Raw genomic sequence first — 21,079 nt, forward strand, 5'->3', positions numbered from 1 at the left:
CAAGATGACTGGCACTGCGTTTTTAGAAGCCAACCACGTTTCAAAACAAATTAAAAAAGAACAGGTATTGGCGGATATTGATTTATCTTTACATAAAGGGAAAATTTATGGCTTCCGCGGAAAAAATGGATCGGGAAAAACGATGCTGTTCCGCCTGCTTTGTGGATTGATACGGGCTAGCGAAGGTTCCGTGAAAGTAGACGGGAAAACGCTTGGGGAGGATATTTCCTTCCCGCCGAGTGTCGGTGTATTAATCGAATATCCAGGTTTTCTAAATGGATACACAGGTTTTAAAAACCTGAAGCTTCTCGCTGAAATCAACAAAATCGTCGATGATGAAAAGATTAAGCAGTCGATTCGGATGGTCGGTCTTGACCCTGATGACAAACGGAAATATCGTAAATATTCGTTGGGGATGAAGCAGCGGCTGGGAATTGCCCAGGCGATCATGGAAGAGCCGGAACTGATTATTCTGGATGAACCGACAAACGCTCTCGATTCTGACGGAGTGGAAGAGATAAAAAAAGTGCTGCTCGATCTCAAAGCAGATGGAAAATGTATTTTGATTGCAAGCCATGATAAGGAGGAGCTGGATTATCTTTCCGACGAGATTTTCATGATGGAAAACGGCAAAATCGTCGATCACTATGCGCTGGAAGGTGATTCCGCGTGAACAGGAAAAGATTTTTGGCATTACTTCTCGTTGTTGCCGTTGTGGCGGCATACTCGGCGCGAGTCTATGCGGTCAACAAAGGGGTGGCGAAAGAATACAGCATTGAATCCTTTGCAGTAGGAGATGAAATTTCCTTAGGGGATGCCGTTCTGACAGTGGAAGACGTCCGCTATGGAGATGAAACCGAGGAAAAGCATGGTCAGGAGTGGATACAGTGCACCGTGACAATGGAGTTGGAGAACACTTCGGAAGAAGCAATTTCGAAGGTAAAAGCCATCGAAACCAAGCTTGCTTACGGTAGGGATGTGTACCAAACGAACCAAGGGGATTTTGACATAAATGCCCTGCTAAACATTGAGCCCGGGAAGCAAGAGAAAATCGAGTTGACTTATGAAGTCAAAGTCGAGGACCGACAGGGGCAAGGCAAGCTTTATATCGTACAGGATTTGTATCCGGAACTGGTTGAGAAAGCGTATAAACAAGGCAAAAGGTATGGGATGGCAGTTGAATTTTAGTAAAGGTACCGATCTCTTTAAGAAGGTTAAGTGCTTGAAATCGCTTCGGCAGCATACTTCGCTTTCCGCGGGCACGGCCTCAGTTTCCTCAGAAGGAGCCCGCTTCTTGCGGAATCTTCGGACTCGTGCTATTCCCGCAGGAGTCTGCTCATGCTGCCTACGCTAGTTGTAGTTTTTTATTAAAAATCTTTAAAAAAAGATAAATAATTACAAGAGGGATGTAACAATCAACGAAAATGCTAAGAAGGTTTAATAAAAAACACATTAAAGACGAAGGAAATACAGGAAGACTCCTCGAAAATACAAAACGATTTTCTTCGTGCGATGCATCGCTGCCGCAGCCTTCCTTGGGACTGCGGTTACTCGTCCCACCGAAAACACCTGTCCTGCGGGAGGAAAGGCTTTGGTGAGATCCCGCATAGCGTAAGCTTGAGGAAGCTCACCAGCCGCCCGCGGAAAGCGTAAGGGTATTTCCGCAGCGCCGCATTCCAGCTCAACGAGTGAATGATGCTAGAAAGTCTTTTTTTGAAATTACGCCGCAATTTCTATCAAAAGTATAATGTGAATGAGATAGAGTTGGCGAACAGTGCCTTTTTTAAAAACAGGTATCCATAGGATAGCTGTTTTTCCTTTTCCGTCTGTTTTATCTCTTTTCGGGAATGGGTACAGCATAAGGATGAGCTGTACCGAAGGAAAGAGGTGGAAATATGGACAGAGCTAAAAAGAAAGCGCCTGGTGCCGTTTTTTCCGTCAGCTTTTGCATCATCGTATTGTTCGTCGCTTGGGGAGTCGTTTTTCCTGAGCAGTTGAGCCAGGCGTCGACAGCCGGTCTTCACTGGATGCGCAATTACTTTAGCTGGTTTTATATGCTGGCTACGACGATTTTTGTGTTAACTTGCTTATACCTTGCCATCGGTCCTTATCGTCATTTGAAGCTGGGCAAGCCTGACAGCAAGCCCACCTACTCCTTTTTCACCTGGCTCGGGCTTTTGTTCGCGGCCGGGATGGGTGTCGGTCTCGTCTTCTGGGGCGTGGCAGAACCAGTCTTGCATTATGTAGAACCGCCGCCGGGCTACGAGGCGGAAACGAATGAAGCGGCCAAAGCTGCATTGACTTACAGTGTATTCCATTGGGCGCTCCAGCCCTGGGGAGTATTTGCGATCATCGTCTTATCGATGGCGTTTTTTAAATTCAGGAGAAATCGTCCTGGATTGATCAGCCATGCCTTTTATCCTTTGCTCGGCGAACGGACGGATGGAGTAGTGGGAAAAGTGATCAACATTTTTGCCACGCTTGCTACTGCAATAGGAGTGGCAACAACCTTTGGGCTCAGTGCCATGCAAGTGAGCGGCGGAATTTCCGAAGTCTTCGGAACGCCGAATAGTAAAGTGACCCAGCTGATTATCATTGCAGTTGTCACTGGCTTGTTCATCACCTCGGCGGTTTCCGGGGTAAACAAAGGCATGCGCTACTTAAGCTCAAGCAATATTATCATCGCAGGTGTGCTGATGGTTTTCGTGCTTGTCCTTGGCCCGACCGCATTTTTACTGGAAAGCTTTACGACAGCGGTCGGGCAGTATATCGGTCAATATATTCCGATGAGCTTATCGTTGTCGCCTTATTCAGATGGTTCCTGGCGGGGACAATGGACGATTTTCTTCTGGGCCTGGGTAATTGCCTGGGGACCCTATGTCGGGACGTTTATAGCCCGTATTTCACGAGGCAGGACGATCAGAGAGTTCGTTTTCGGTGTCTTGTTTGTCCCGGCTTTGCTTGGTGCGATTTGGTTTTCCATCATGGGCGGCACCGGCTTGCATATGCAAATCAGCGAAGGTATCGACATTGCTTCCAGAGCACAACAGCATGAGGAAGTGGCATTCTTCATGATGCTCGGCAACCTTCCGCTAGGATTGGTATTGAATATATTGGGTATTTTGTTGATCACGATTTTCTTCATTACTTCAGCTGATTCTGCTAGTTATGTGTTAAGTGTTTTGTCTTCAAAAGGTACACTGAATCCTAAGACCCTGACGAAGCTTTCTTGGGGGTTTCTGATTTCGATCACGGCAGCGGTCTTGCTTCTAAGCGGCGGACTGGAAGCATTACGCGCAGTGGCAATCATGACTGCGATGCCGTTCACAGTGATCATTCTCGTGATGATCGTCTCGTTAATCAAAGGGCTTCGGGAAGAGTTCGGCAAGCATCCGACAAATTGAAGAAAACCGGCAGGTAATTTGCCGGTTTTTTTAGGAGAAAAAATTTTATAGAAAAGCTCTGTTAAAATGAATTATTTGGCTTACTAAACAAACGTTAATTTTTGTTTGATAGTTAGCAAGTACTTAACTTATAGTTTTGTGAGACTGTCCCGGTATGAAAACTCCCCATTAATTGAAGAAATACATTTTACTCTTTTTTTGCAGTAGCCTCGAATGTAATTATTTGGTCCGAATCAGTCGGATATTGTCCGTACTTATAATCAGCCGAAATGATTATGTCTTCAAACCCTATCTTTTCAAGCAACATTTTAAACTCTTCAACGCCATACCATCGCAATGGAAATTGTTCTAGTTCAGTGTGGAGTAGCTCGCCATTATTCCATTTTTCATAGCGGTTATGAGAAATTTTGTACTGGTTTAAATAGTCAACCTCGACTACTTTTGATTCCAATGTAATGATATCGCCATTCTTCGTTTTCCAAGTTCTTGTTGATATTTTGTCAATTGAAAAATCAGTTTCTAGAAAAGTATCTAAAATCAGCCGACCTCCATTAGAGAGGTGGTTATAGAAATTTTTTATTGCTTTGATAGAGTCTTCTCTCTTATGTAACAGCAAGAATGTTCCATTCGGCACGATAATAGCTTCATATTTTGTATCTGATGAAAATGACTCCATCTGACCCTCGAATAGTTTTGGGTTGAGTCCTCTATCATCACAGTTATGACGGCATATTTTTAACATTTCTTGCGAAACATCCATGCCATCCACTTTCAACCCGCTTTCTAAGAGAGGGATAAGCATTCGTCCAGTTCCAACTCCTGGTTCAAGGACTTGACCCTTACAAGAGGCTAATCGATCGCCATAAAATTCAACATCTCCAAATGAAAGGCCAATATATTTGTCCATATCATATACTTCTGAAGAAAGTTTATGATAATAACCTAACACTGTATCATCTCCTCGTATATTATGTTTAGGCCCTCAAATAGAGCCTTCAGTTTTTACATTTTTTCCTGCTATCAATGTCAAAAAGTCTTGGACACCCTGAGATATTTCTAGATAATGGTCTTAGGATCATTTGGGACAATTCTTTCATCTCCTGTGGCTCGACCACACTTTAAGACTGTTTCCCAGTGTACGTGCGGAACTTCCTACTCGCAGGCTGTGCACCTTGTTCTTCGAACCTAGAAAATAGTAGCTCTAGGGCGGCTTTCGAACCAAGGATAGTACTGATACACGAGGTTGCTGATCGGCGTTCACACTAGGGATATCTCAGGGCGTCCAAGAAATAAGTACCAATGATTCTAATTTGAAAGGAGGGTATCCCCCGTGAAATTATTTGCTGGATTAGATGTTAGTTCTTTTGATATCAAGGTTTGCTTACTAAATGGTGAAGGAGATAAACTCAGAAGCTTCACCGTATCCAATGATCTACCAGGTGCAACTCTATTACGAGATTCTATTCTAGAGTGTGTCGAAGGCCAAAAAGTCGATATACTCAAAATTGGTCTTGAGTCTACGTCGGTCTATAGCTTTCATCCATCTATGTTTTTTCATAATGACGAGTCACTCAAGGCACTTGGTACACAAGTGTTTGTCATGAATCCTAAACAAATTAAGAACTTTAAAAAGAGTTATAGTGATATGGACAAAACCGATGAGATTGATGCATTTGTTATAGCTGATTACCTGCGCTTTGGCCGAGCCAATATGTCTGTTGTTAAAGAGAGCCAATACATAGCACTCCAACAGCTTACTCGTTCGAGATACCAACTCGTTCATCAGGTGACCAAAGAAAAACAGCACTTTCTTCAACACTTGAGTTACAAATGCAATACCTTTCAAGAGGAAGTGGACTCCTCCATTTTTGGTAATGCCATGATGGAACTCTTTTTCGAGAAATTCAGTTTAGAAGAACTATCTCAAATGCCATTGGAAGATCTAGCTGCATTCCTTCAAGAGAAAGGGAAGAATCGTTTCAGTGATGCCGAATGTGTAGCTAAATCAATCCAAAAAGCCGTTCGTTCTTCTTATCGATTAGACAAGGTCTTGGAAAACTCTATTGATCTCATCCTTGGCACTACTATTGAAGTGATTCGCACACTTCAAAAACAAGTAAAAGAGATAGATAAAGCCATCAAACGGATCATGGCTGGATTAACGGAAACACTTGAAACAATCCCAGGGATTGGACCTGTGTTTTCTGCAGGAATTATTGCAGAAATTGGCCAAATTGAACGCTTTGATGATGAGACAAAGATTGCTAAATACGCAGGCCTCTATTGGCGTAAAAATCAATCAGGACGTTTTACAGCTGATGATACTTCGCTATCTCGTAATGGGAATCAGTACCTTAGATATTACCTTGTTGAAGCCGCCAACTCGGTAAGAAGACAAGTTCCTGAGTACCAAGCGTATTACGCGAAGAAATACAAAGAAGTACCAAAACACCAACATAAAAGGGCACTCGTCTTAACCGCAAGAAAATTAGTACGGTTGGTTGATGCGCTACTACGCAATCACCAAGTCTACACGTCGAAAAGGAGCGTGAATGAATGAAGCATATCTAGCTTCTAAATCCTTTTTATTCCATTCCAGTAATTTACATATATTACTGGTCTAGTTTGGTGTTGCCTTTTTTGATAAAGTGTACCTTGATTATCAAATATTAATTTAATTTTTGTTTGACATATTACCGCAGGTCTTTTTATCTTTTTAGTACACCTTCACCTGTAACAATTATGCTTCGATCGATAAATAGATAACCTAAGTGTACCATAAATTACCATATTCTGTATCAGAACTATTTCATCATTCAGTCTTTCGTAGTGACTTCCTTATTAGCCGTTACCAGAGCTTATAATGAGAAGGCTGACAGGCACGTTTTGGAGAGAAATAAATTTATTAGGAATACCCTTCATAAATGCTTATAAACAGTTTCGCGGTATGGCTGGAAGCCCTTGTTATGATAAAAAGTCTTGGCTGATTCATTGGCGGTCCAGTAGTCCAGTTCAATGCGGCTAATTCCTTCAGACGCGGCCCTGTCGAATATTTCTTCCATTAACCTGGAACCAAATCCTTTGCCTTGATAGGCGTTCTCTATGCTTATTTGATGGACATAAATGGATTGGTATGTATCCAGATAGGCAATTCCAGGATAGGTTCTTTTTTCAATCCAGGCAAAACCGGCTGGTTGTTTGTCCTCTTCTACGAGCAAAAAGGTAAATTCCGGTTTATCGATGATGCTTTCAAAGAAACCAAGTGCCTTTTGGGCATTGTATTCGTCGAAGATATCGGGATAAAGCTGCCGGTGAAGCTGGTGTACGGTTTGATTTAGATTTGCGATAGTTTGGCAGTCGGTTGTTTCAGTGATGTTCAAGTTTTATTCCCCCTATTAACGGTTTGCTTGTATTATAGCTTATAATAGACAGGAGTAGGGTGGAATTTTAGCGCTCATACTAGAAACGAAATGAATAGAGACAACAGAAAGGATTTTTTATAAATGCCACAAGGAATCGATATGTTATTTTTAGAGCCTCGACCGTATTTGCGTTCAGCGTGGGAAAAGGCTGGTTTTACAGTGCCGACAGCAATCCAGAAAAAAGCAATTCCGGAGATACTGCAAGGAAAAGATGTGATTGCGGAATCACCGACCGGAAGCGGAAAAACGCTTGCTTACATATTACCGCTTTTACAAAAAATAGATCCAGAAAAAAAGCATGTCCAGACAGTGATTCTTGCATCCTCTCATGAGTTGGTCATGCAAATCCATCAGGAAATCCAAACCTGGGCTGCCGGCAGCGGAATTGGCAGTGCATCGCTTATCGGCGGAGCGAACATCAAACGTCAGCTGGAAAAGCTGAAAAAACGCCCGCAAATCATAGCCGGTACACCGGGAAGAGTGCAGGAACTAATTAATAAAAAGAAGTTGAAGATGCATGAAGTGAAAACGATCGTATTGGATGAAGCGGATCAATTAGTGGTTACCGAGCATGAGAAAACAATCCAGGCCATCATCAAAAGCACCTTGAACGAGCGGCAGCTGTTGGTGTTTTCCGCTACCATTTCCAGAGCAGTGGAAGAGGCCGCCTTGTACATGATGGAAGAACCATCCGTAATTCGTATAGGCAGAGAAGAAACAGATACCCCTCCTGTCAAGCACGGCTATTTAGTAGTAGAGGTACGAGAAAAGCTGGAAGTGCTGCGCAAACTGATTCGTCGTAAGGACCATATAAAAGCGTTGGCCTTCGGCAATGATATCGGCAGCCTCACTGTCCTTGCTGAAAAGCTGGAGTACAAGGGAATCAATGCTGGTATCCTGCATGGGGATTCCAAGAAACAGCAGCGAGAGCGAACAATCAAGGCCTTCCGTTCTGGTGAATTGGATCTTCTCTTGGCGACAGACGTAGCTGGAAGAGGTCTGGATATCAAAGATATTACCGATATCATCAATATCGATCTACCTGGAGAGGCAGACCAATATATCCACCGAGCGGGAAGAACCGGACGGCTCGGTACCACTGGAGGAGAAGTCCTGTCCATCATTACAGCACAGGAAGAAAAGAAACTCAAAAGGTATAGCAGCCAGCTCAACATCCCGATAACCAGAAAAAAACTCTACAAAGGCACCTTGCAATCTTATTAGAGGGGTCAGTCCCTCCAAGCGGTCAATGACCTTTGGAGGGACTGACCCCAAAAGGTCTCTTAAAGCGGTGATTAGAAGGGGAAATACTAATTTTCCGGGGTTTGTAGCGGTTTGGGGTCTGACCCCAAACCGCTTTCTACTGCGAAATAACCAGAAGAAGGGACAGTCCCCGAAACGCTCATAAAAGCATAAAACTGCTTTTTAGATGGGTTCGGGGACTGTCCCCTCCATTTTTTTGGAACTTTTTGGCTTGCTTATTCGTATAGGTAGTAATGAGGGAAAGGCAGGTGTTTTGTATGAAGGCTGTGTATTTTGGGTTTATCGGGGTTGGAGTGGCACTAATTACAGCTTTTGTTACAACCGATTTTACGTATCTTTATAAGATTACGGGAGCGGCTGCATTGCTTTGTGTGACTCTTGCCGGTTTGACATCTGGGGCTTTTGTCAGCGGTCAGCAATATGGAAGGAATATTCATTCGGAAACAAAACAGACAAGACAAGAAAGGTATGGCATGATGTTGTTTTCGTTAAAAGCTGCCGTTCCCAATATCTGTTCAGCTATCCTATTTTATTTATTGATTGCATAATAAAGTTCGAATCCTTACATAAGGAGGGATCAATATGACGATGTTTGGCTGGATTTTCTGGGGAGCAATTGCGGTGATAGTAGTCATTGCCATCATCTTAAAGCTCAAATTTAACATGAAGTCGCCTGATTCTAGTAAGTCGACTGCTCAAATGCAGGCGGAGGAACGGGCGAGAAGCCAATTCGACAAGCTGCCGCCCGGTGGTGGTTTCGGTGGCTAATTTTTTTCTGTATTCTCAGGATAATCACAATATTCGATGATGGTACCTTCTGTATCAGCTGGATTCAAATAAACCAAGCGACGGCCGTGCTTGTTGACACGAAAACTGTCAGGCAAGGTGCGGATTCCTGCTGTTTTTAAATCCTCCAAGGCTTTTTCCAAGTCATGGACGTGGTAGGCTATGTGATGGACTCCTTTGCCTTTTTGCCTGATGAATCGGGCGATGGGGGAGGTTTCATTATTTGTCGGTTTTAGCAGCTCTGTGCGGTTTCCGTTCACTTCCATAATAGCAATTTCGCTCTCGACCCCTTTTGTTTCACTTCGGTAACGATCGATGAGTTTTCCGCCCAGGACGTGTTGATAAAAAGCAATGCTTGCTTCTAAATCACGGACTGCAATTCCAATGTGATCGAGTTCGTATGTCATAAAAATTCTCCTTTAATCAGGTTGAGCTCATTTTACCATATTCTCAGAACCTATAAATCTTAAAAAGGTCGGTGGATTCTATGCAACACTTATTTCTATTCGGCGGAAGTCCGCCATTTACGCCAGAGTTGGGAAAGGTTTTTGCCGAAACTGCCAGGCAGGCAACCAAAAAAGTTGCCATTTTATTCTTGGAGAGAGAGGGCTGGGAGGAGTATATGTCGAAGTATACTTCGGTATTAAAAGAGCATGGTCTGCAGGACTTCTTTTACATGCCGCTTCACGTCCACGTCTCAACAAGTGAATTGGAACAGTTAGACGCATGCAGCGGTATTGTCATCGGTGGGGGAGATACCGTTCGCTACCGTAACTACATAGTGGATACGCCAATTGGTGAACGGATAAGGCAGCGTTATCTGTCGGGAGTGCCGGTAGCCGGATTTTCTGCCGGGGCATTGATCAGTCCGGAGCACTGTGTCATACCTCCTATCGATAATCGGGAAGGAAAACATTTATTTCTTCCTGGTTTGGGGCTAATCGAAGATATCATCATCAGTGCCCATTTTACGAAGTGGCAAGAAGAAGCAAACCTGCAAAAAGCACTCCGGAAAACGGCCGTTCCCACAGGTTATGGCATAGACGATGATGCTGGGTGTTATTTTAAGAATCAGTCATTGGTTCTAACAGAGGGAAATATCAAAGTAATGAGAGGCTAAAGGGGGAGTAGAATGATTCAATTGGCTGACGACTATAAAAAACGTTCGATTCGCTTCTTAGAAATTTGGCAAAAGCAAGGTTGGCGGATGAAGGTTTACGGTATTTCCTATCAGGGAGGGCAACCGAGGAAAGAACTGGTCGATACAGCCAGAACATTAGCATTGCAGACAGTGCCTTTTCCGGCGATGAACAGCGACCGTTACGGCGTCGGGTTCATCGGCGTGCACGATGGGAAGGATTCAGATTTTATTTTCATCGACTGGTGGTCCAATGAAAATGAACTAAACCATCATGTATATATTTCAAAACATGGAGAGAAACCGCAGTTTGAATATTGCACACCAAAAGGACTGATAGCCTGTACGTGGGATCTCAAGGTATTGAATTTCGAAAGGGACTGTTGGGTGATGGCGGTGTTAAACAATCCAGCCGGCACTCCCGATATAGATCAGTATTTACAGTATCACATGAACGAGGATTTCTAAGTATAGGATTTATTATAAGAGGATAATGCTTCTCTACAGCAAATGTTGATCATACAGCACCCTGTCTGTACCACGTTAACCGAGTGTAATTCCGTAGTGTTAATTAGCATTCGAGTCATGGACATAGCTCAAGATTCTATTTGAAGCAACAAAATCTGTGAAAATACCATAGAAAAAAAGGGTCCTCGAAACATAAGAAGACCCTTTAACATTTCTAATCTTTTAAAACGGAAATGGCCTTTGAAAGCTTCCGCGCAAAATCTTCCGGTTTTTCAACAGATTGAACGTGGAGGTACTTGATATTCGGCTCGGCGAACAACCAGTGATTATGCAAAGCAGTAATTGTAAGATCGTTTTTACCGAGAGCCCTTGTGAATTCGGGTATTTCTTCCGGGAGTACTACAATTTCAGCATGATTCAAGGCAGTACCGTCTTCTTCCAGGGATTCAAAATGAATTTCCATCGATAATTCGCTTTTGAAGGGACGCCCTTGAACCGTGACGTCCAAGTCCCGTTCTTTTTCAGCTTCGCACATTCCGTCCTCGACTTCGGTTTCCACACCGAGGATGTCACCGAAAGTTTTCGCTATTTCCTGGATATCTGGCATACAAGTCATCTCCTTTAAATTGTCTATGTAATTCCTTTTTCCCTATGAAGAAGAACGTACACCCTTGATTTGGAAAAAATAAAAGCAAGCCAATCAGCTAACTAAAAGGAAAGAGGAGAAGCAGTTTGATAACCATAAAAAAAGCCCAGCCGGAACATGCAGCTGGAATCGCAAGCGTATGCACGAAGGCTAATTGGGATACATACAGGGAATTGCGGAGTGAGGCATATATTGAAAGAGTCATTGAAGAATATTATAACCAGTCGCGAATTCTCAAGGAAATCGAAAAGACGGGCAGATCCTGGGGCGGCTGGTTTGTAGCGCTGGAAGAGGGAAATGTAGTCGGAGCAGCTGGAGGCGGAATGACGGAAGAAAAGGAAGCGGAGATATATGTGCTTTATCTTGATCCGGCACGGCGGAATGAGGGAATTGGAACCATGTTGCTTGAGGCAGTTACTGAACAGCAAAAACATTTGGGTGCAATCAAGCAATGGGTGTCCGTAGCGGAAGGTAACCAAAAGGCGATTCCCTTTTACGAGACTCGTGGGTTCCAAATTCATTCCAAGCAGCCCGACTATGGAAGTTCCCAAGACGAGTATTACCAATCACTTCGCTACATGCGCCTATTATGAAGAAGGGTAACAATGTCAAAGAGAGGAGGGTTCTAATGGAGGGTACCTTGATCGCAGTAGTGCTGTTTCTGATTATCGCAGCAAGCATTGCCATGAAATTCAGAAAGGCAATCGGGTTCAAAGTGGTTCATTCTGCGTTTTCCTTAAAAGAATACAGCAGGATCGCTTCCCGGCTTGAGCAAAATGGAATCCCTTTCAACGTAACGTCCCACCAGAAAAACCATGTACCAATCGGGACGGTTCAACCGATCAAGACAGGAGAAACCTTTACCCAGTATGACTTTTTGGTGAAAAAAAGATACGCAGCCGAAGCGCGGCATGTTTTGCAAAATGAGAGGGGTTGATTTTTTGTCGCGGAAATGGAGAGACTTTGCTGTCATTCTCCCGGGCACGATTGGGACCTGGATGTTTTTTCGTGATGGAAATATGGCGATGGGCATCTTGTGCCTGATTTGCGGATTCATTTGGGTGGTAAGCACAGTAAAGGAATACCGCAAAAGTGATCCACAGCATTAAGAAAAACCAAGCTCTCCACTAAGAGCTTGGTTTTGGTTTACCATTGTATATCGACCGGGAGGACCTTTTCGATCGCTTGTCGATAGCTATTTGTTTCTTCTGGCTTCAGCCAGATGTGGATGGTGCCATTATCGTTACTAGACCTGATCAACCTGCCGATCCCTTGCCGAAGCCGGAGAAGCATATAAGGCTCATCAACCGATTCAATTGGATTGGCAGCATGCTTTCGTTTGGCCTGAAAGACAGGATCATGCGGCGGGAAAGGAAGAGAAACGATGATTACCTGCGTCAAAGCATCTCCCGGAACATCCAATCCTTCCCATAAGTGATAGGAACACAGCACCGAAGACGGATCCAATTGAAACTTACGTACTGTTTCACTGATTTCCCGATCTCCTTCATAAAGCATGCTGAAGGACCAGTCTTGCTTGTCCGCCCAAGAACGGAACAAATCCATCTCTTGTTTGGAAGAGAAGAGAAGCAGGGAGCGCCCTTCATTTTCCTGTAGTTGTTCCCTGATTCGGCTCCACTTGTCTTCCTTGTCGACGTGTCCGTAAATAGCCATTTGTCTCCCATAATCAAATGGGGAGGAGACAGAAAAAGAGTCATAGGACGCAATCCCCAAACTGCCTGCCAAGTGGGAGAAATCTCCTCCTTGCGATAAGGTGGCCGACGAGAAGATGAACGGGATGCTTTGGGAAAAGACTTCTTTTTTTAGTACATCTTCCACTAAACGCGGCATGATGACCAGCGTCGTATCTGTCCCGGCTTCTTCCAGCCAATAAATTCCTTCATCGTCTTTTAACAAAATCGATAACCCATAGGAGAAAAATTCCAGATACTCTTCAATGATCCGAATGTGGTAAGGATCGATGGTAAACAATTCAGAATCGAACACTAACTGTTCCAGGACCTGTTGTACCTTTTCATTTAACGTATGTGCCATTCGCAACAGGTTGTCCGTGAGCGTGACTTCCTTACGAGAGGATCCTTCCACTATAGTTGATTTTTCGGATAAAAGGCCAAACCAATCTTCATGAAGGGTAAGAATGTCTTCAATCAAGTAAAGGGTTTCTTCCCGTACATCCTGACTCATGTAACCTGTCAACACCTTGGTCAAGGTGTCGGCATGAAAACGGTACGTCAAGCCTTTTTGTGCAGCAAACTCCAACAGATGTCCTTCATCAAAAACAACACAACTGGCTTCTGGCAGCAACGGCATTTGGCCTTCCCGTTTCCTCGATTCTTTTGTCCAGACATGCTCCATGTAAAAATCGTGGGAACAAATAATCAAATCAGTGGCATGGCGGTAGTACTCCCTGTTCAGTGTCTGGCCGCTCCGGTGGCGCCATTCACAAGTAGAGCATTGCTGTAAAGGATCCCAGGCAATTTTCTCCCATGTTTGATTGGAGACCCACGGATATTCTTTCCGGTCGCCATAACGTTCGAATGCCTTCATGGATGCTCCCTGGTCAAAAACAAAGTCAGGTATTTGATCGTGGACACCCAATACGCTCTCATCATCGGTCCGATTTGCCAGGGCGTCCAGTTTTCGCACACAGACGTATTGCTCCCTGGATTTGGCCAGACGTACATCGACACTGAGACCGAGAGCTTCCTCCAGCTTTTCGATATCGCCGCCCTTTTTGACCAGCTGTTCGATCAACGTTTCATCCGCACAGGAAATGATAGCAGGTTTACGTTGGTGGCGTGCATAACAAATGGCATAAAGCAGGTAAACAAACGTTTTTCCCGTACCGACGCCTGCTTCTGCAAATATGGTCCGCTTGTTTTTAAAGGCTTGTTCCAATTGAAAAGCCATGTAAATTTGTTCATCTCTCAATTCGTAACCTTGTTCCGGTAACATATCGTAAAAAACGTCGCCTACATAGTCGCCGAGGCGATCATAAAAATTTTCCGTCTTGTCAACGGTAAATGGAAGTGAACTTGTTTTAGACATAACATTCTCCTCAAATACATGATCAGTCGCTAAACTTTAATGATACCATAAAAGATGATGTCTTACCGGGAGAAAAATGGAAAGGAGGAATTTTTACAGGCATTCACTGAAACATTTTTGACATAACTGTTATGTAGAGAACTATAAACAAATAAAATCCGCACCTGATCCAAGTGCGGATTCATTCTTCATATGTCAGCCTGTCTCCAGATGAAGGAGGACAACACCTGCTATGATCATGCATATCGACATGATTTTCAGTCGATTGTATGTTTCGTGGAAAAACAAAATGCCGATTACCGCTGTCGAGACTACCGTAACTCCAGACCAGACTGCATAAACGAAGCCAACTTCAAAGTGTTGCACAGCCAGCGTTAAACAGGTCAGGCAGAGGGCATAGCACAAAAAAGCCGAAATAGTCGGAACAGGTCTTGTATAACCTCTGGCCAGCTTAACCGATAGATTCGATAAAAAGGCCAGCACTAGGCTGCTGATTAAATAAACATACGCCATCATGCTCCCTCCCCGGCTGAAGGGGTTTTTTGTCTTGTACTGACGTTCAGACCAATAACGCCGGCAATAATCAGCAATGTTCCTGCAACCTTTACAGCAGAATTGGATTCTCCGAAAGCAAGGATTCCGACACTGACAATCAAGGCAGTTCCCACACCGGACCAAATCGCGTTCACGACACTGATTTCTGAATGATACGCAATTGTGATGTACAAAGTGAATGAGATGGCGTAACAGACAGCGACGATGGCCGCTGCCATCCAGCTGTTGTCTGCCAACTTCATGAACGAGGCACCGGTCGTTTCCAATATGATCGAGGTACTCAGCAAGCCGTAAAATTTCATGATGTTGTCCTCCTTGAATGTTGAACTGGTCCCAGGGCCGTTAAAGTTTATTGCTTCAAATAAATTTGCATTACGATACCTCACAAAAAAGACATTAAAACTAAGCGGGCAAAATTTTAACTAGTTTGTAATCTTTTGCGAAGAAATATGGCTAGCTGTTAATAGAAAGATTAAACTTGCATTTTCGTTTAGGAGGAAGAGGGGCGGAATCTTTTTCATCAAAAAGCTTGTCAGATATGTTGACAAATGATTAGATAGGATGCCTCCCCTGTGATACATTGTTAGCAGATAAGAGAGAAAAAGGGGAGTCAATACACAGTACGAAGCAAGCAGTCCGGGGGTAAACAGATCATTGCTTGACAGCAAAGCCTGGTTTGCAATTTCAAACGACCTATAAAATGGATTTTGCTTAATAATACAAGGACATTAACGTTCTACCCTGGATAGAAAGCGAAAAAAACTTGTAGAGAAACCTTTGTTTCTCTACAAGTTTTTTACTGTTCTTTTTCCAATTTATAGACACCTTCCGGGCTATGTACTACCACATGTGTTTGATCAATTATTTCCAACCCTACTTCTCTGGAGGTGAATGTTTTATCCTCTTCATCCGGTTGATACAGAAATACACCGGAGAACGTGTCCTCTGAACGGCTGTTGACGGCCAGGACTTGCTCTTGGTTATGGATGGAAATATGAAGATTACTTGTGAGTCCTTTTGTAAAAGTGACGGTTTCATCCGACTCTGTTTCTTTCCAGTCCCCATACAACGTGTCGAGCTCTTGGTTATCGAAAGCTGTAAACGTATAGGAAGCAGTACCATCGATGGTCAGCTTTGCAGAGGTCTCGCCTGTTTTTTCCAGACTGGCATCTTTACCTTTCCATTCCGGACGGTCTTCCGGAGCTTTGACAATCTGACCAAGTACGGTATTTCCGTTTTTTTCTTGGATATCCATGAAGAAAGTCGTCAGACCATTCGCTTCCCTATCCTTTTCTGTACGGTTTAATTTCTGGAAATGGATAGATCCCAGTCCGAATTCCATACTAGGCAACTCGGAATTGCCCCATCCGAATTCATCCATCTTGTATAAGGCATTCAGCTCTTTTGTCCGTTCTTCTTCATCTTTTTCGCTGATTTGCGCCGGGATCGCAGCATCAACAGACAGTTCCAGCTGACTTTCTATTTGATTATCCTCCGAGTGCGTTTCTGCGGTGGAACTTGACTGACAACCAGCCAATACCGCCGTCATAATCACGGGAATATATATGATTGCATTTCGCAAGGTAACACTCCTAAAAATCAATTTTTCCGATAGAATCGCCGTATTATAGTGTATCAGTTTTCCTGCTTTTTTTATAGAGAAATTTTTGTGAAGTTCAGGACAGACAGGTTGGTTGAAAAGGGGGGAAAGAAGTCCTTATACTTAAAAAGAAGATGAATAAGAAAGGAACTTTGGACATGTTACATGAATTTGTAGTCCGGTTATCGACTGATAGTGTGGACGAAGCAATCGAAAAATTAAATGCGGTCGGTGTTTATCATCTATATTACGAGCCTCCGATTGAAATTTTTCAAGTCGAGAATGGATATGACTATCGGGAAATCGAACAAAAGTATGCCGAGTTAAAAGTATATGCAGAAGAGGACAGTCTTCCCGGGCTTCCGCAAGCATACTTTACGCGGATAGAGCAGGCATTGAAGGTGCCAAAAGAAGCTATTCATTATCGGGAAGTGGATGAGCAACAGTGGGATACGGCTTTTGAAGACATCGATCTGGAAAATGGCTGGATCCTTTGCTATTCGGGCAAAGAGGATAACTATCCGGACAAGCAATTACTGAAATTCGAACCGCAGGCTGCATTCGGGACGGGTCTCCATGAAACGACACAGGACTGTCTGCGCATCCTGTTGTCAATGGATTTATCCGGCCAAACGATCCTTGATCTTGGAACTGGTTCTGGTGTGTTGTCAGTAGCGGCTGGATTGAAGGGAGCGCATTCGCTGACCGCTGTTGATTATGAACCAGTGGAAAGGGAAATTCGCTTGAATGCCGAGCTGAATGATTTGCAGCAGCCGCTACTGGTGGAAAAGGCCGACCTGCTAATAGGGGATTACCGAATAAAAGAGCGTTACGATTTGATCATCATCAATATCGGGGCAGAGGAAACAAGAAAAATAGTGGACAGACATCTGCTAGCTGAAAAAAACAGCACATTCCTGATTTCCGGTATTGTCGAGTGGAATGCAGAAAGTGTTGTCGCTGATTTTCACAAGAAAGGATTTTCCGTTAAGGAAAAACGACAGGCCAATGAATGGGTGACGATTCTTTTTGAAAAAACAGCTTATTGATTGAGATATCCCTGGTTGAATGTTTCCGGGGATATTTTCTTGTTGTATAGGAAATTATAAATTTAATTGAATGTGGATCATTATTGGCTGAAACAGCCACGTCCAGCTCCAGCGCCTACACCCTCGAGGTCTTAAGCCCACCCTCTGTGTGGCAAAAAGCGCCACGCCGAGGCTGTTCTTAAGCTTGTCGGGGGTGAGCAAGGCGCTTGCGCTTTTGTCCTTTATTAGAGAATCCTTACAGTAGGACAGGTGTATTCTGTGGGATGAAGAACGTATTTCCATAGATGTATAACCTTTCGTTTTTTTCAAGTCTGGTTGATAAAAAAAGTCAGTATGTTACCCTTTTCATTGTGTGTCAATCGCTGCAGGATGGAAGATCGATCTAAACTTAAAAAGGAGAGATTATCAACATGGAACTTACCAACAATCCAGCATTACTTTGGTTTGTGGGAGCCTATGGTGTGGTTATGATCGCCATGGGGATATACTTTTCAAAGAAGATTGCAAGCAGCGAAGACTTTATATTAGCCGGAAAAGGCTTGGGGACTATTGTCCTGACGGGGACATTGCTTGCTACCTGGACTGGAAGCGGCAGCATCTCCGGCGGGGAGACATCCATGGCTTTCAGTTATGGCATCATTCCAGCATTATTAATGATGCTTCCAACTTTGGTCGGTATCGGTATATTATACCTAATCGCCCCGAAAATTCGTCAATTTGGCAAATACACGGTTTCCGGCATTCTTGAAGATAAATATGGGACCACTGCACGGATGATAGCCAGTATTATCATTATTTTAGCCTTTGTCGGTATTGTTTCTTATCAAATGACAGGGCTGGGATTCATTTTGAATCTGACAACCGGTATGTCCGTTGAAGTCGGAACCATTATTGGTGCGATTCTAATTATCTTTCTGGCCACTATTGGCGGACTGCGCTCCGTGGCACCGACGGATGCTTTAAGTGCTTTTCTTGCGATTGCCGCTTTATTTATTACGTTGCCGACTATCTTTATAATAGCTGGTGGCTGGGATGAGATTACTGCCAATGTACCTGCGGATCACCTAACAGCCACCGGAACGTTATCGAACGTACAACTACTCGGGTTTTTGCTTCCCTCTTTGTTTTTATTATTAGGCGATCAAAATATGTATCAACGGCTTGCTTCTTCATCTGGTGACAAATCCTCTAAGAAGGCGCAAATTGGCTGGTTGATAGGAATGCTGCTCATTTCGCCTTCCATTTCCTTTATTTCTTTTGCCTCCCGTTCTCTTTTCCCTGATATTGATCCGGGTATGGCGTTGATGGCTACCACCGTGGTAATGCCTACAGTTGTGGGGGGGATCCTTTTAGCAGCGGCTACAGCGTTTATCGTTACTACCGGAAACTCATATCTGCTGTCAGCTGCTACAAATGTCACCTACGATATTGTCGGCAAGTTCATAAAAAAAGACGCGACAGACAAACAGTTATTAAAAATGACTAAGCTTTTCATTATTCTGTTAGGGCTGTTAGCCTATTTGCTCATCGCTTATTTTCCGACAGTACTGGAAGTGCAAATGTATGCCTATACGGTTTATGGCGCGGGCCTGACGCCAGCAATCTTAGCTGTTTTCTTTTGGAAGAGGGTGAATGCCGCAGGAGGTGTTGCTTCGATGGTCGCCGGAGTAATTACTACCCTGATTTGGGAAATACCGCTTGGTAAACCATTTGATTTAAACAGTGTTATTATCGCTCTGCCAGTTGCAGTAATTGTACTTGTCATCGTCACGTTTATGACAACTTCCACTACAGAAAAGTAATAGCACTTTTCTTGCCTGTTTCAACAGGAAGATGACTCGGGAAGATACTTGTGTGCGGAATAATTGCCTTCTTTTAACAGGCATGAAATAATTTTGGAGTCAGAACAAACAAGGAAAAAGGAGAGTTGTGCCTATGAAAGTACTTGTAGCAGGTGCCAATGGACATACCGGCCGTCTTATTTTGCAATATTTGGTGGAACGTGACCATGAGGCGTATGGCATGGTACGTGATGAACAGCAGGCTCCTCGTTTGAAAAATATAGGTGCCCATGTTGTGACAGGAGACTTGGAAAAAGACGTATCCGATCTCGTAAAAGGCATGGATGCGGTTATTTTTGCCGCAGGTTCCGGTTCTAAAACAGGTCCTGAAAAGACCAAGGATGTGGACCGTGACGGAGCCATCAACTTAGTCGATACGGCGAAAAAACAAGGTGTCGACCGTTTCGTTATGCTTAGTTCCATTTTTGCTGACCAGCCGGATGTAGCCGAAGGCTCGTTTGGCTATTACCTGCAAATGAAAGGGGAGGCGGATGAGCACTTGCGTAACAGCGGTTTAACGTATACCATTGTCCGGCCGGGCGGATTGACACACGAAGAGCCTACCGGTAAAGTGCAAGCTGCTGAAGACGTCGAAAGAGGCTCCATCAGTCGGGGCGATGTTGCAAATGTGATTGTAACCTCTCTCGAAGAAACAAACACGCATCATAAGTCCTTTGATTTAATCGAAGGAGAAGACGAAATCCCGGAGGCATTGAAAAAACTGTAGGCAAAAAGCGTTCCTTATTATAGGGACGCTTTTTTTGTATGAAGCACTTTATCTAATTGGTGAAAATTGATAAGAAGCGGAACCCCAGGAAAAAAGCACTTCATTCGGTTGATGAAGATTAAAAGGCAGCGGAACCCGAGGGAAAAAGCACTTCATTCGGTTGATGAAGATTAAAAGGAAGCGAAACCCGAGGAAAAAAGCACTTCATCCAGTTGATGAAGATCAAAAGGAAGCGAAACCCGAGGAAAAAAGCACTTCATCGAGTTGATGAAGATCAAAAGGAAGCAGAACCCGAGGAAAAAAGCACTTCATCCAGTTGATGAAGATCAAAAGGAAGCGGAACCCGAGGAAAAAAGCACTTCATCCGGTTGGTGAAGATCAAAATGGAGCGTAACCCCGGGGAAAAAGCACTTCATTCGGTTGATGAAGATTAAAAGGAAGCGGAACCCGAGGAAAAAAGCACTTCATCCGGTTGATGAAGATCAAAATAGAGCATAATCCCGGGTAAAAAAGCACTTCATCCAGTTGATGAAGATCAAAAGGAAGCGGAACCCGAGGAAAAAAGCACTTCATCCGGTTGATGAAGATTAAAAGGAAGCGTAACCCCGGGGAAAAAGCACTTCATTCGGTTGATGAAGATTAAAAGGAAGCAGAACCGAGGAAAAAAGCACTTCATCGAGTTGATGAAGACCGAATCGTAGAGAAATAGGAGAAAAAAGATGTTCATCCCCTGTTCAACGGTTTTTTACTTCACCAAGTATGTTTCCATTCGGCGAAATTTCAGCGTCTGTCTCTATTTAGCATGAAGGATACATAACGGGAGAGCCAGACGCTGTATTTCTATATCCATACTCCGATTAAGTACACAAAAATGCCGATGATCAAACTGCCGATTGCAGGTATCAGTGTTTTGGAGTGGCTTACCAAATTCACCAATCCGAGGTAAAAGAAAAACACGGCTAGGTAAGTAAATGGCGATACCGATTGAAAAACGGAAGCCAAAAATAGCAGTATAAGTGCAACGAGGGTATGAAGCCCGGCCAGTTTTCCGGACTGTTTTCTATCTGTCATGGAAATCGATCCTTTCGGGTTGTTACCCTGCCATTATACG

24 protein-coding genes are annotated in these 21,079 nt (G+C 43.7%); 15 read left to right on the plus strand and 9 right to left on the minus strand.

Annotated features, from left to right (window positions below):
- The first annotated feature begins 4 nt into the window (after positions 1-4).
- The 3 genes from ERJ70_RS06290 to ERJ70_RS06300 all read left to right on the plus strand — a co-directional run bounded on the left by ERJ70_RS06290 (position 5) and on the right by ERJ70_RS06300 (position 3,404).
- The gene (locus ERJ70_RS06290; RefSeq protein WP_209367974.1) at positions 5-673 is read left to right on the plus strand and encodes an ATP-binding cassette domain-containing protein; all 669 of its coding nucleotides are present in this window, start codon (positions 5-7) and stop codon (positions 671-673) included.
- On the plus strand, positions 670-1,188 hold the full coding sequence (locus tag ERJ70_RS06295; RefSeq protein WP_209367975.1) for a DUF4352 domain-containing protein: 519 nt from the start codon (positions 670-672) through the stop codon (positions 1,186-1,188). The genes ERJ70_RS06290 and ERJ70_RS06295 overlap by 4 nt, the downstream gene beginning before the upstream one ends.
- Positions 1,189-1,895: 707 nt before the next feature.
- A complete protein-coding gene (locus ERJ70_RS06300) occupies positions 1,896-3,404 on the plus strand; it encodes a BCCT family transporter (RefSeq protein WP_209367976.1) in 1,509 nt (502 codons plus the stop codon).
- 187 nt (positions 3,405-3,591) lie between these two features.
- On the opposite strand, the gene ERJ70_RS06305 is transcribed toward ERJ70_RS06300, so the two are convergent.
- Positions 3,592-4,353 carry a class I SAM-dependent methyltransferase gene (locus ERJ70_RS06305; RefSeq protein WP_209367977.1) on the minus strand — a complete coding sequence of 254 codons (762 nt, stop codon included), beginning with the start codon at positions 4,351-4,353 and terminating at the stop codon, positions 3,592-3,594.
- A 381-nt stretch (positions 4,354-4,734) separates the two neighbouring features.
- Here ERJ70_RS06305 and ERJ70_RS06310 point away from each other — a divergent pair, with 381 nt between their 5' ends.
- Positions 4,735-5,964: an IS110 family RNA-guided transposase gene (locus ERJ70_RS06310; RefSeq protein ID WP_209367978.1), complete on the plus strand. Its 1,230-nt coding sequence runs from the start codon at positions 4,735-4,737 to the stop codon at positions 5,962-5,964.
- A gap of 358 nt (positions 5,965-6,322) precedes the next feature.
- Here the strand turns inward: ERJ70_RS06310 and ERJ70_RS06315 are convergent, their stop codons facing one another.
- Positions 6,323-6,784 carry a GNAT family N-acetyltransferase gene (locus ERJ70_RS06315; RefSeq protein ID WP_209367980.1) on the minus strand — a complete coding sequence of 154 codons (462 nt, stop codon included), beginning with the start codon at positions 6,782-6,784 and terminating at the stop codon, positions 6,323-6,325.
- Between the two features lie 123 nt (positions 6,785-6,907).
- Between ERJ70_RS06315 and ERJ70_RS06320 the strand changes: the two genes are divergently transcribed.
- The 3 genes from ERJ70_RS06320 (at position 6,908) to ERJ70_RS06330 (ending at position 8,857) form a co-directional block, all read left to right on the plus strand.
- Positions 6,908-8,050, plus strand: coding sequence for a DEAD/DEAH box helicase (locus ERJ70_RS06320; protein WP_209367982.1), 1,143 nt, complete (start codon positions 6,908-6,910; stop codon positions 8,048-8,050).
- Between the two features lie 296 nt (positions 8,051-8,346).
- On the plus strand, positions 8,347-8,637 hold the full coding sequence (locus tag ERJ70_RS06325; protein WP_209367984.1) for a DUF5316 domain-containing protein: 291 nt from the start codon (positions 8,347-8,349) through the stop codon (positions 8,635-8,637).
- Positions 8,638-8,671: 34 nt separating this feature from the next.
- Positions 8,672-8,857 carry a hypothetical protein gene (locus ERJ70_RS06330; protein WP_074597852.1) on the plus strand — a complete coding sequence of 62 codons (186 nt, stop codon included), beginning with the start codon at positions 8,672-8,674 and terminating at the stop codon, positions 8,855-8,857.
- Here the strand turns inward: ERJ70_RS06330 and ERJ70_RS06335 are convergent.
- Positions 8,854-9,282 (minus strand): VOC family protein, encoded by a 429-nt coding sequence (locus tag ERJ70_RS06335; RefSeq protein ID WP_209367985.1) that lies wholly within the window; start codon positions 9,280-9,282, stop codon positions 8,854-8,856. The two genes, ERJ70_RS06330 and ERJ70_RS06335, sit on opposite strands and share 4 nt — an antisense overlap.
- An 80-nt stretch (positions 9,283-9,362) precedes the next feature.
- On the opposite strand from ERJ70_RS06335, the gene ERJ70_RS06340 reads away from it, so the two are divergent.
- Both ERJ70_RS06340 and ERJ70_RS19995 read left to right on the plus strand, forming a co-directional pair.
- Complete coding sequence (locus tag ERJ70_RS06340; RefSeq protein WP_245208135.1) at positions 9,363-9,995, plus strand: Type 1 glutamine amidotransferase-like domain-containing protein; 633 nt, start codon at positions 9,363-9,365, stop codon at positions 9,993-9,995.
- A 12-nt stretch (positions 9,996-10,007) separates the two neighbouring features.
- Entirely contained in the window at positions 10,008-10,481 is a 474-nt protein-coding gene (locus ERJ70_RS19995) for an isochorismatase (RefSeq protein WP_245208136.1), read from the plus strand.
- Positions 10,482-10,695: 214 nt separating this feature from the next.
- Here the strand turns inward: ERJ70_RS19995 and ERJ70_RS06350 are convergent, their stop codons facing one another.
- Positions 10,696-11,088 (minus strand): DUF1259 domain-containing protein, encoded by a 393-nt coding sequence (locus tag ERJ70_RS06350; protein ID WP_209367987.1) that lies wholly within the window; start codon positions 11,086-11,088, stop codon positions 10,696-10,698.
- 125 nt (positions 11,089-11,213) lie between these two features.
- Between ERJ70_RS06350 and ERJ70_RS06355 the strand changes: the two genes are divergently transcribed.
- The 3 genes from ERJ70_RS06355 to ERJ70_RS06365 are packed head-to-tail and all read left to right on the plus strand — an operon-like array spanning position 11,214 to position 12,236.
- Positions 11,214-11,720: a GNAT family N-acetyltransferase gene (locus ERJ70_RS06355; protein WP_209367988.1), complete on the plus strand. Its 507-nt coding sequence runs from the start codon at positions 11,214-11,216 to the stop codon at positions 11,718-11,720.
- 35 nt (positions 11,721-11,755) lie between these two features.
- Entirely contained in the window at positions 11,756-12,064 is a 309-nt protein-coding gene (locus tag ERJ70_RS06360; RefSeq protein WP_209367989.1) for a hypothetical protein, read from the plus strand.
- Between the two features lie 4 nt (positions 12,065-12,068).
- A complete protein-coding gene (locus ERJ70_RS06365; RefSeq protein ID WP_209367990.1) occupies positions 12,069-12,236 on the plus strand; it encodes a hypothetical protein in 168 nt (55 codons plus the stop codon).
- A gap of 37 nt (positions 12,237-12,273) precedes the next feature.
- Here ERJ70_RS06365 and ERJ70_RS06370 read toward each other — a convergent pair whose 3' ends face one another.
- The 4 genes from ERJ70_RS06370 to ERJ70_RS06385 form a co-directional block, all read right to left on the minus strand.
- Entirely contained in the window at positions 12,274-14,196 is a 1,923-nt protein-coding gene (locus ERJ70_RS06370; RefSeq protein ID WP_209367991.1) for an ATP-dependent DNA helicase, read from the minus strand.
- Positions 14,197-14,391: 195 nt separating this feature from the next.
- Positions 14,392-14,712, minus strand: a complete 321-nt coding sequence (locus ERJ70_RS06375) for a DMT family transporter (protein WP_245208137.1) — start codon at positions 14,710-14,712, stop codon at positions 14,392-14,394.
- Positions 14,709-15,053 (minus strand): DMT family transporter, encoded by a 345-nt coding sequence (locus ERJ70_RS06380; protein ID WP_209367993.1) that lies wholly within the window; start codon positions 15,051-15,053, stop codon positions 14,709-14,711. The genes ERJ70_RS06375 and ERJ70_RS06380 overlap by 4 nt, the downstream gene beginning before the upstream one ends.
- A gap of 494 nt (positions 15,054-15,547) precedes the next feature.
- Positions 15,548-16,333 carry a hypothetical protein gene (locus ERJ70_RS06385; protein WP_209367995.1) on the minus strand — a complete coding sequence of 262 codons (786 nt, stop codon included), beginning with the start codon at positions 16,331-16,333 and terminating at the stop codon, positions 15,548-15,550.
- 176 nt (positions 16,334-16,509) lie between these two features.
- On the opposite strand from ERJ70_RS06385, the gene ERJ70_RS06390 reads away from it, so the two are divergent.
- From ERJ70_RS06390 to ERJ70_RS06400, 3 genes are all read left to right on the plus strand, one after another.
- Complete coding sequence (locus ERJ70_RS06390) at positions 16,510-17,400, plus strand: 50S ribosomal protein L11 methyltransferase (protein ID WP_209367997.1); 891 nt, start codon at positions 16,510-16,512, stop codon at positions 17,398-17,400.
- A 410-nt stretch (positions 17,401-17,810) separates the two neighbouring features.
- Positions 17,811-19,202, plus strand: coding sequence for a sodium:solute symporter family protein (locus tag ERJ70_RS06395; RefSeq protein ID WP_209367999.1), 1,392 nt, complete (start codon positions 17,811-17,813; stop codon positions 19,200-19,202).
- Positions 19,203-19,335: 133 nt separating this feature from the next.
- On the plus strand, positions 19,336-19,968 hold the full coding sequence (locus ERJ70_RS06400) for an SDR family oxidoreductase (protein WP_209368001.1): 633 nt from the start codon (positions 19,336-19,338) through the stop codon (positions 19,966-19,968).
- A gap of 840 nt (positions 19,969-20,808) precedes the next feature.
- On the opposite strand, the gene ERJ70_RS06405 is transcribed toward ERJ70_RS06400, so the two are convergent.
- The gene (locus tag ERJ70_RS06405) at positions 20,809-21,039 is read right to left on the minus strand and encodes a hypothetical protein (protein WP_209368003.1); all 231 of its coding nucleotides are present in this window, start codon (positions 21,037-21,039) and stop codon (positions 20,809-20,811) included.
- Between the last annotated feature and the right edge of the window lie 40 nt (positions 21,040-21,079).

Origin of the sequence: Sediminibacillus dalangtanensis (genome assembly GCF_017792025.1) — a bacterium.
GTDB lineage: Bacteria > Bacillota > Bacilli > Bacillales > Amphibacillaceae > Sediminibacillus > Sediminibacillus dalangtanensis.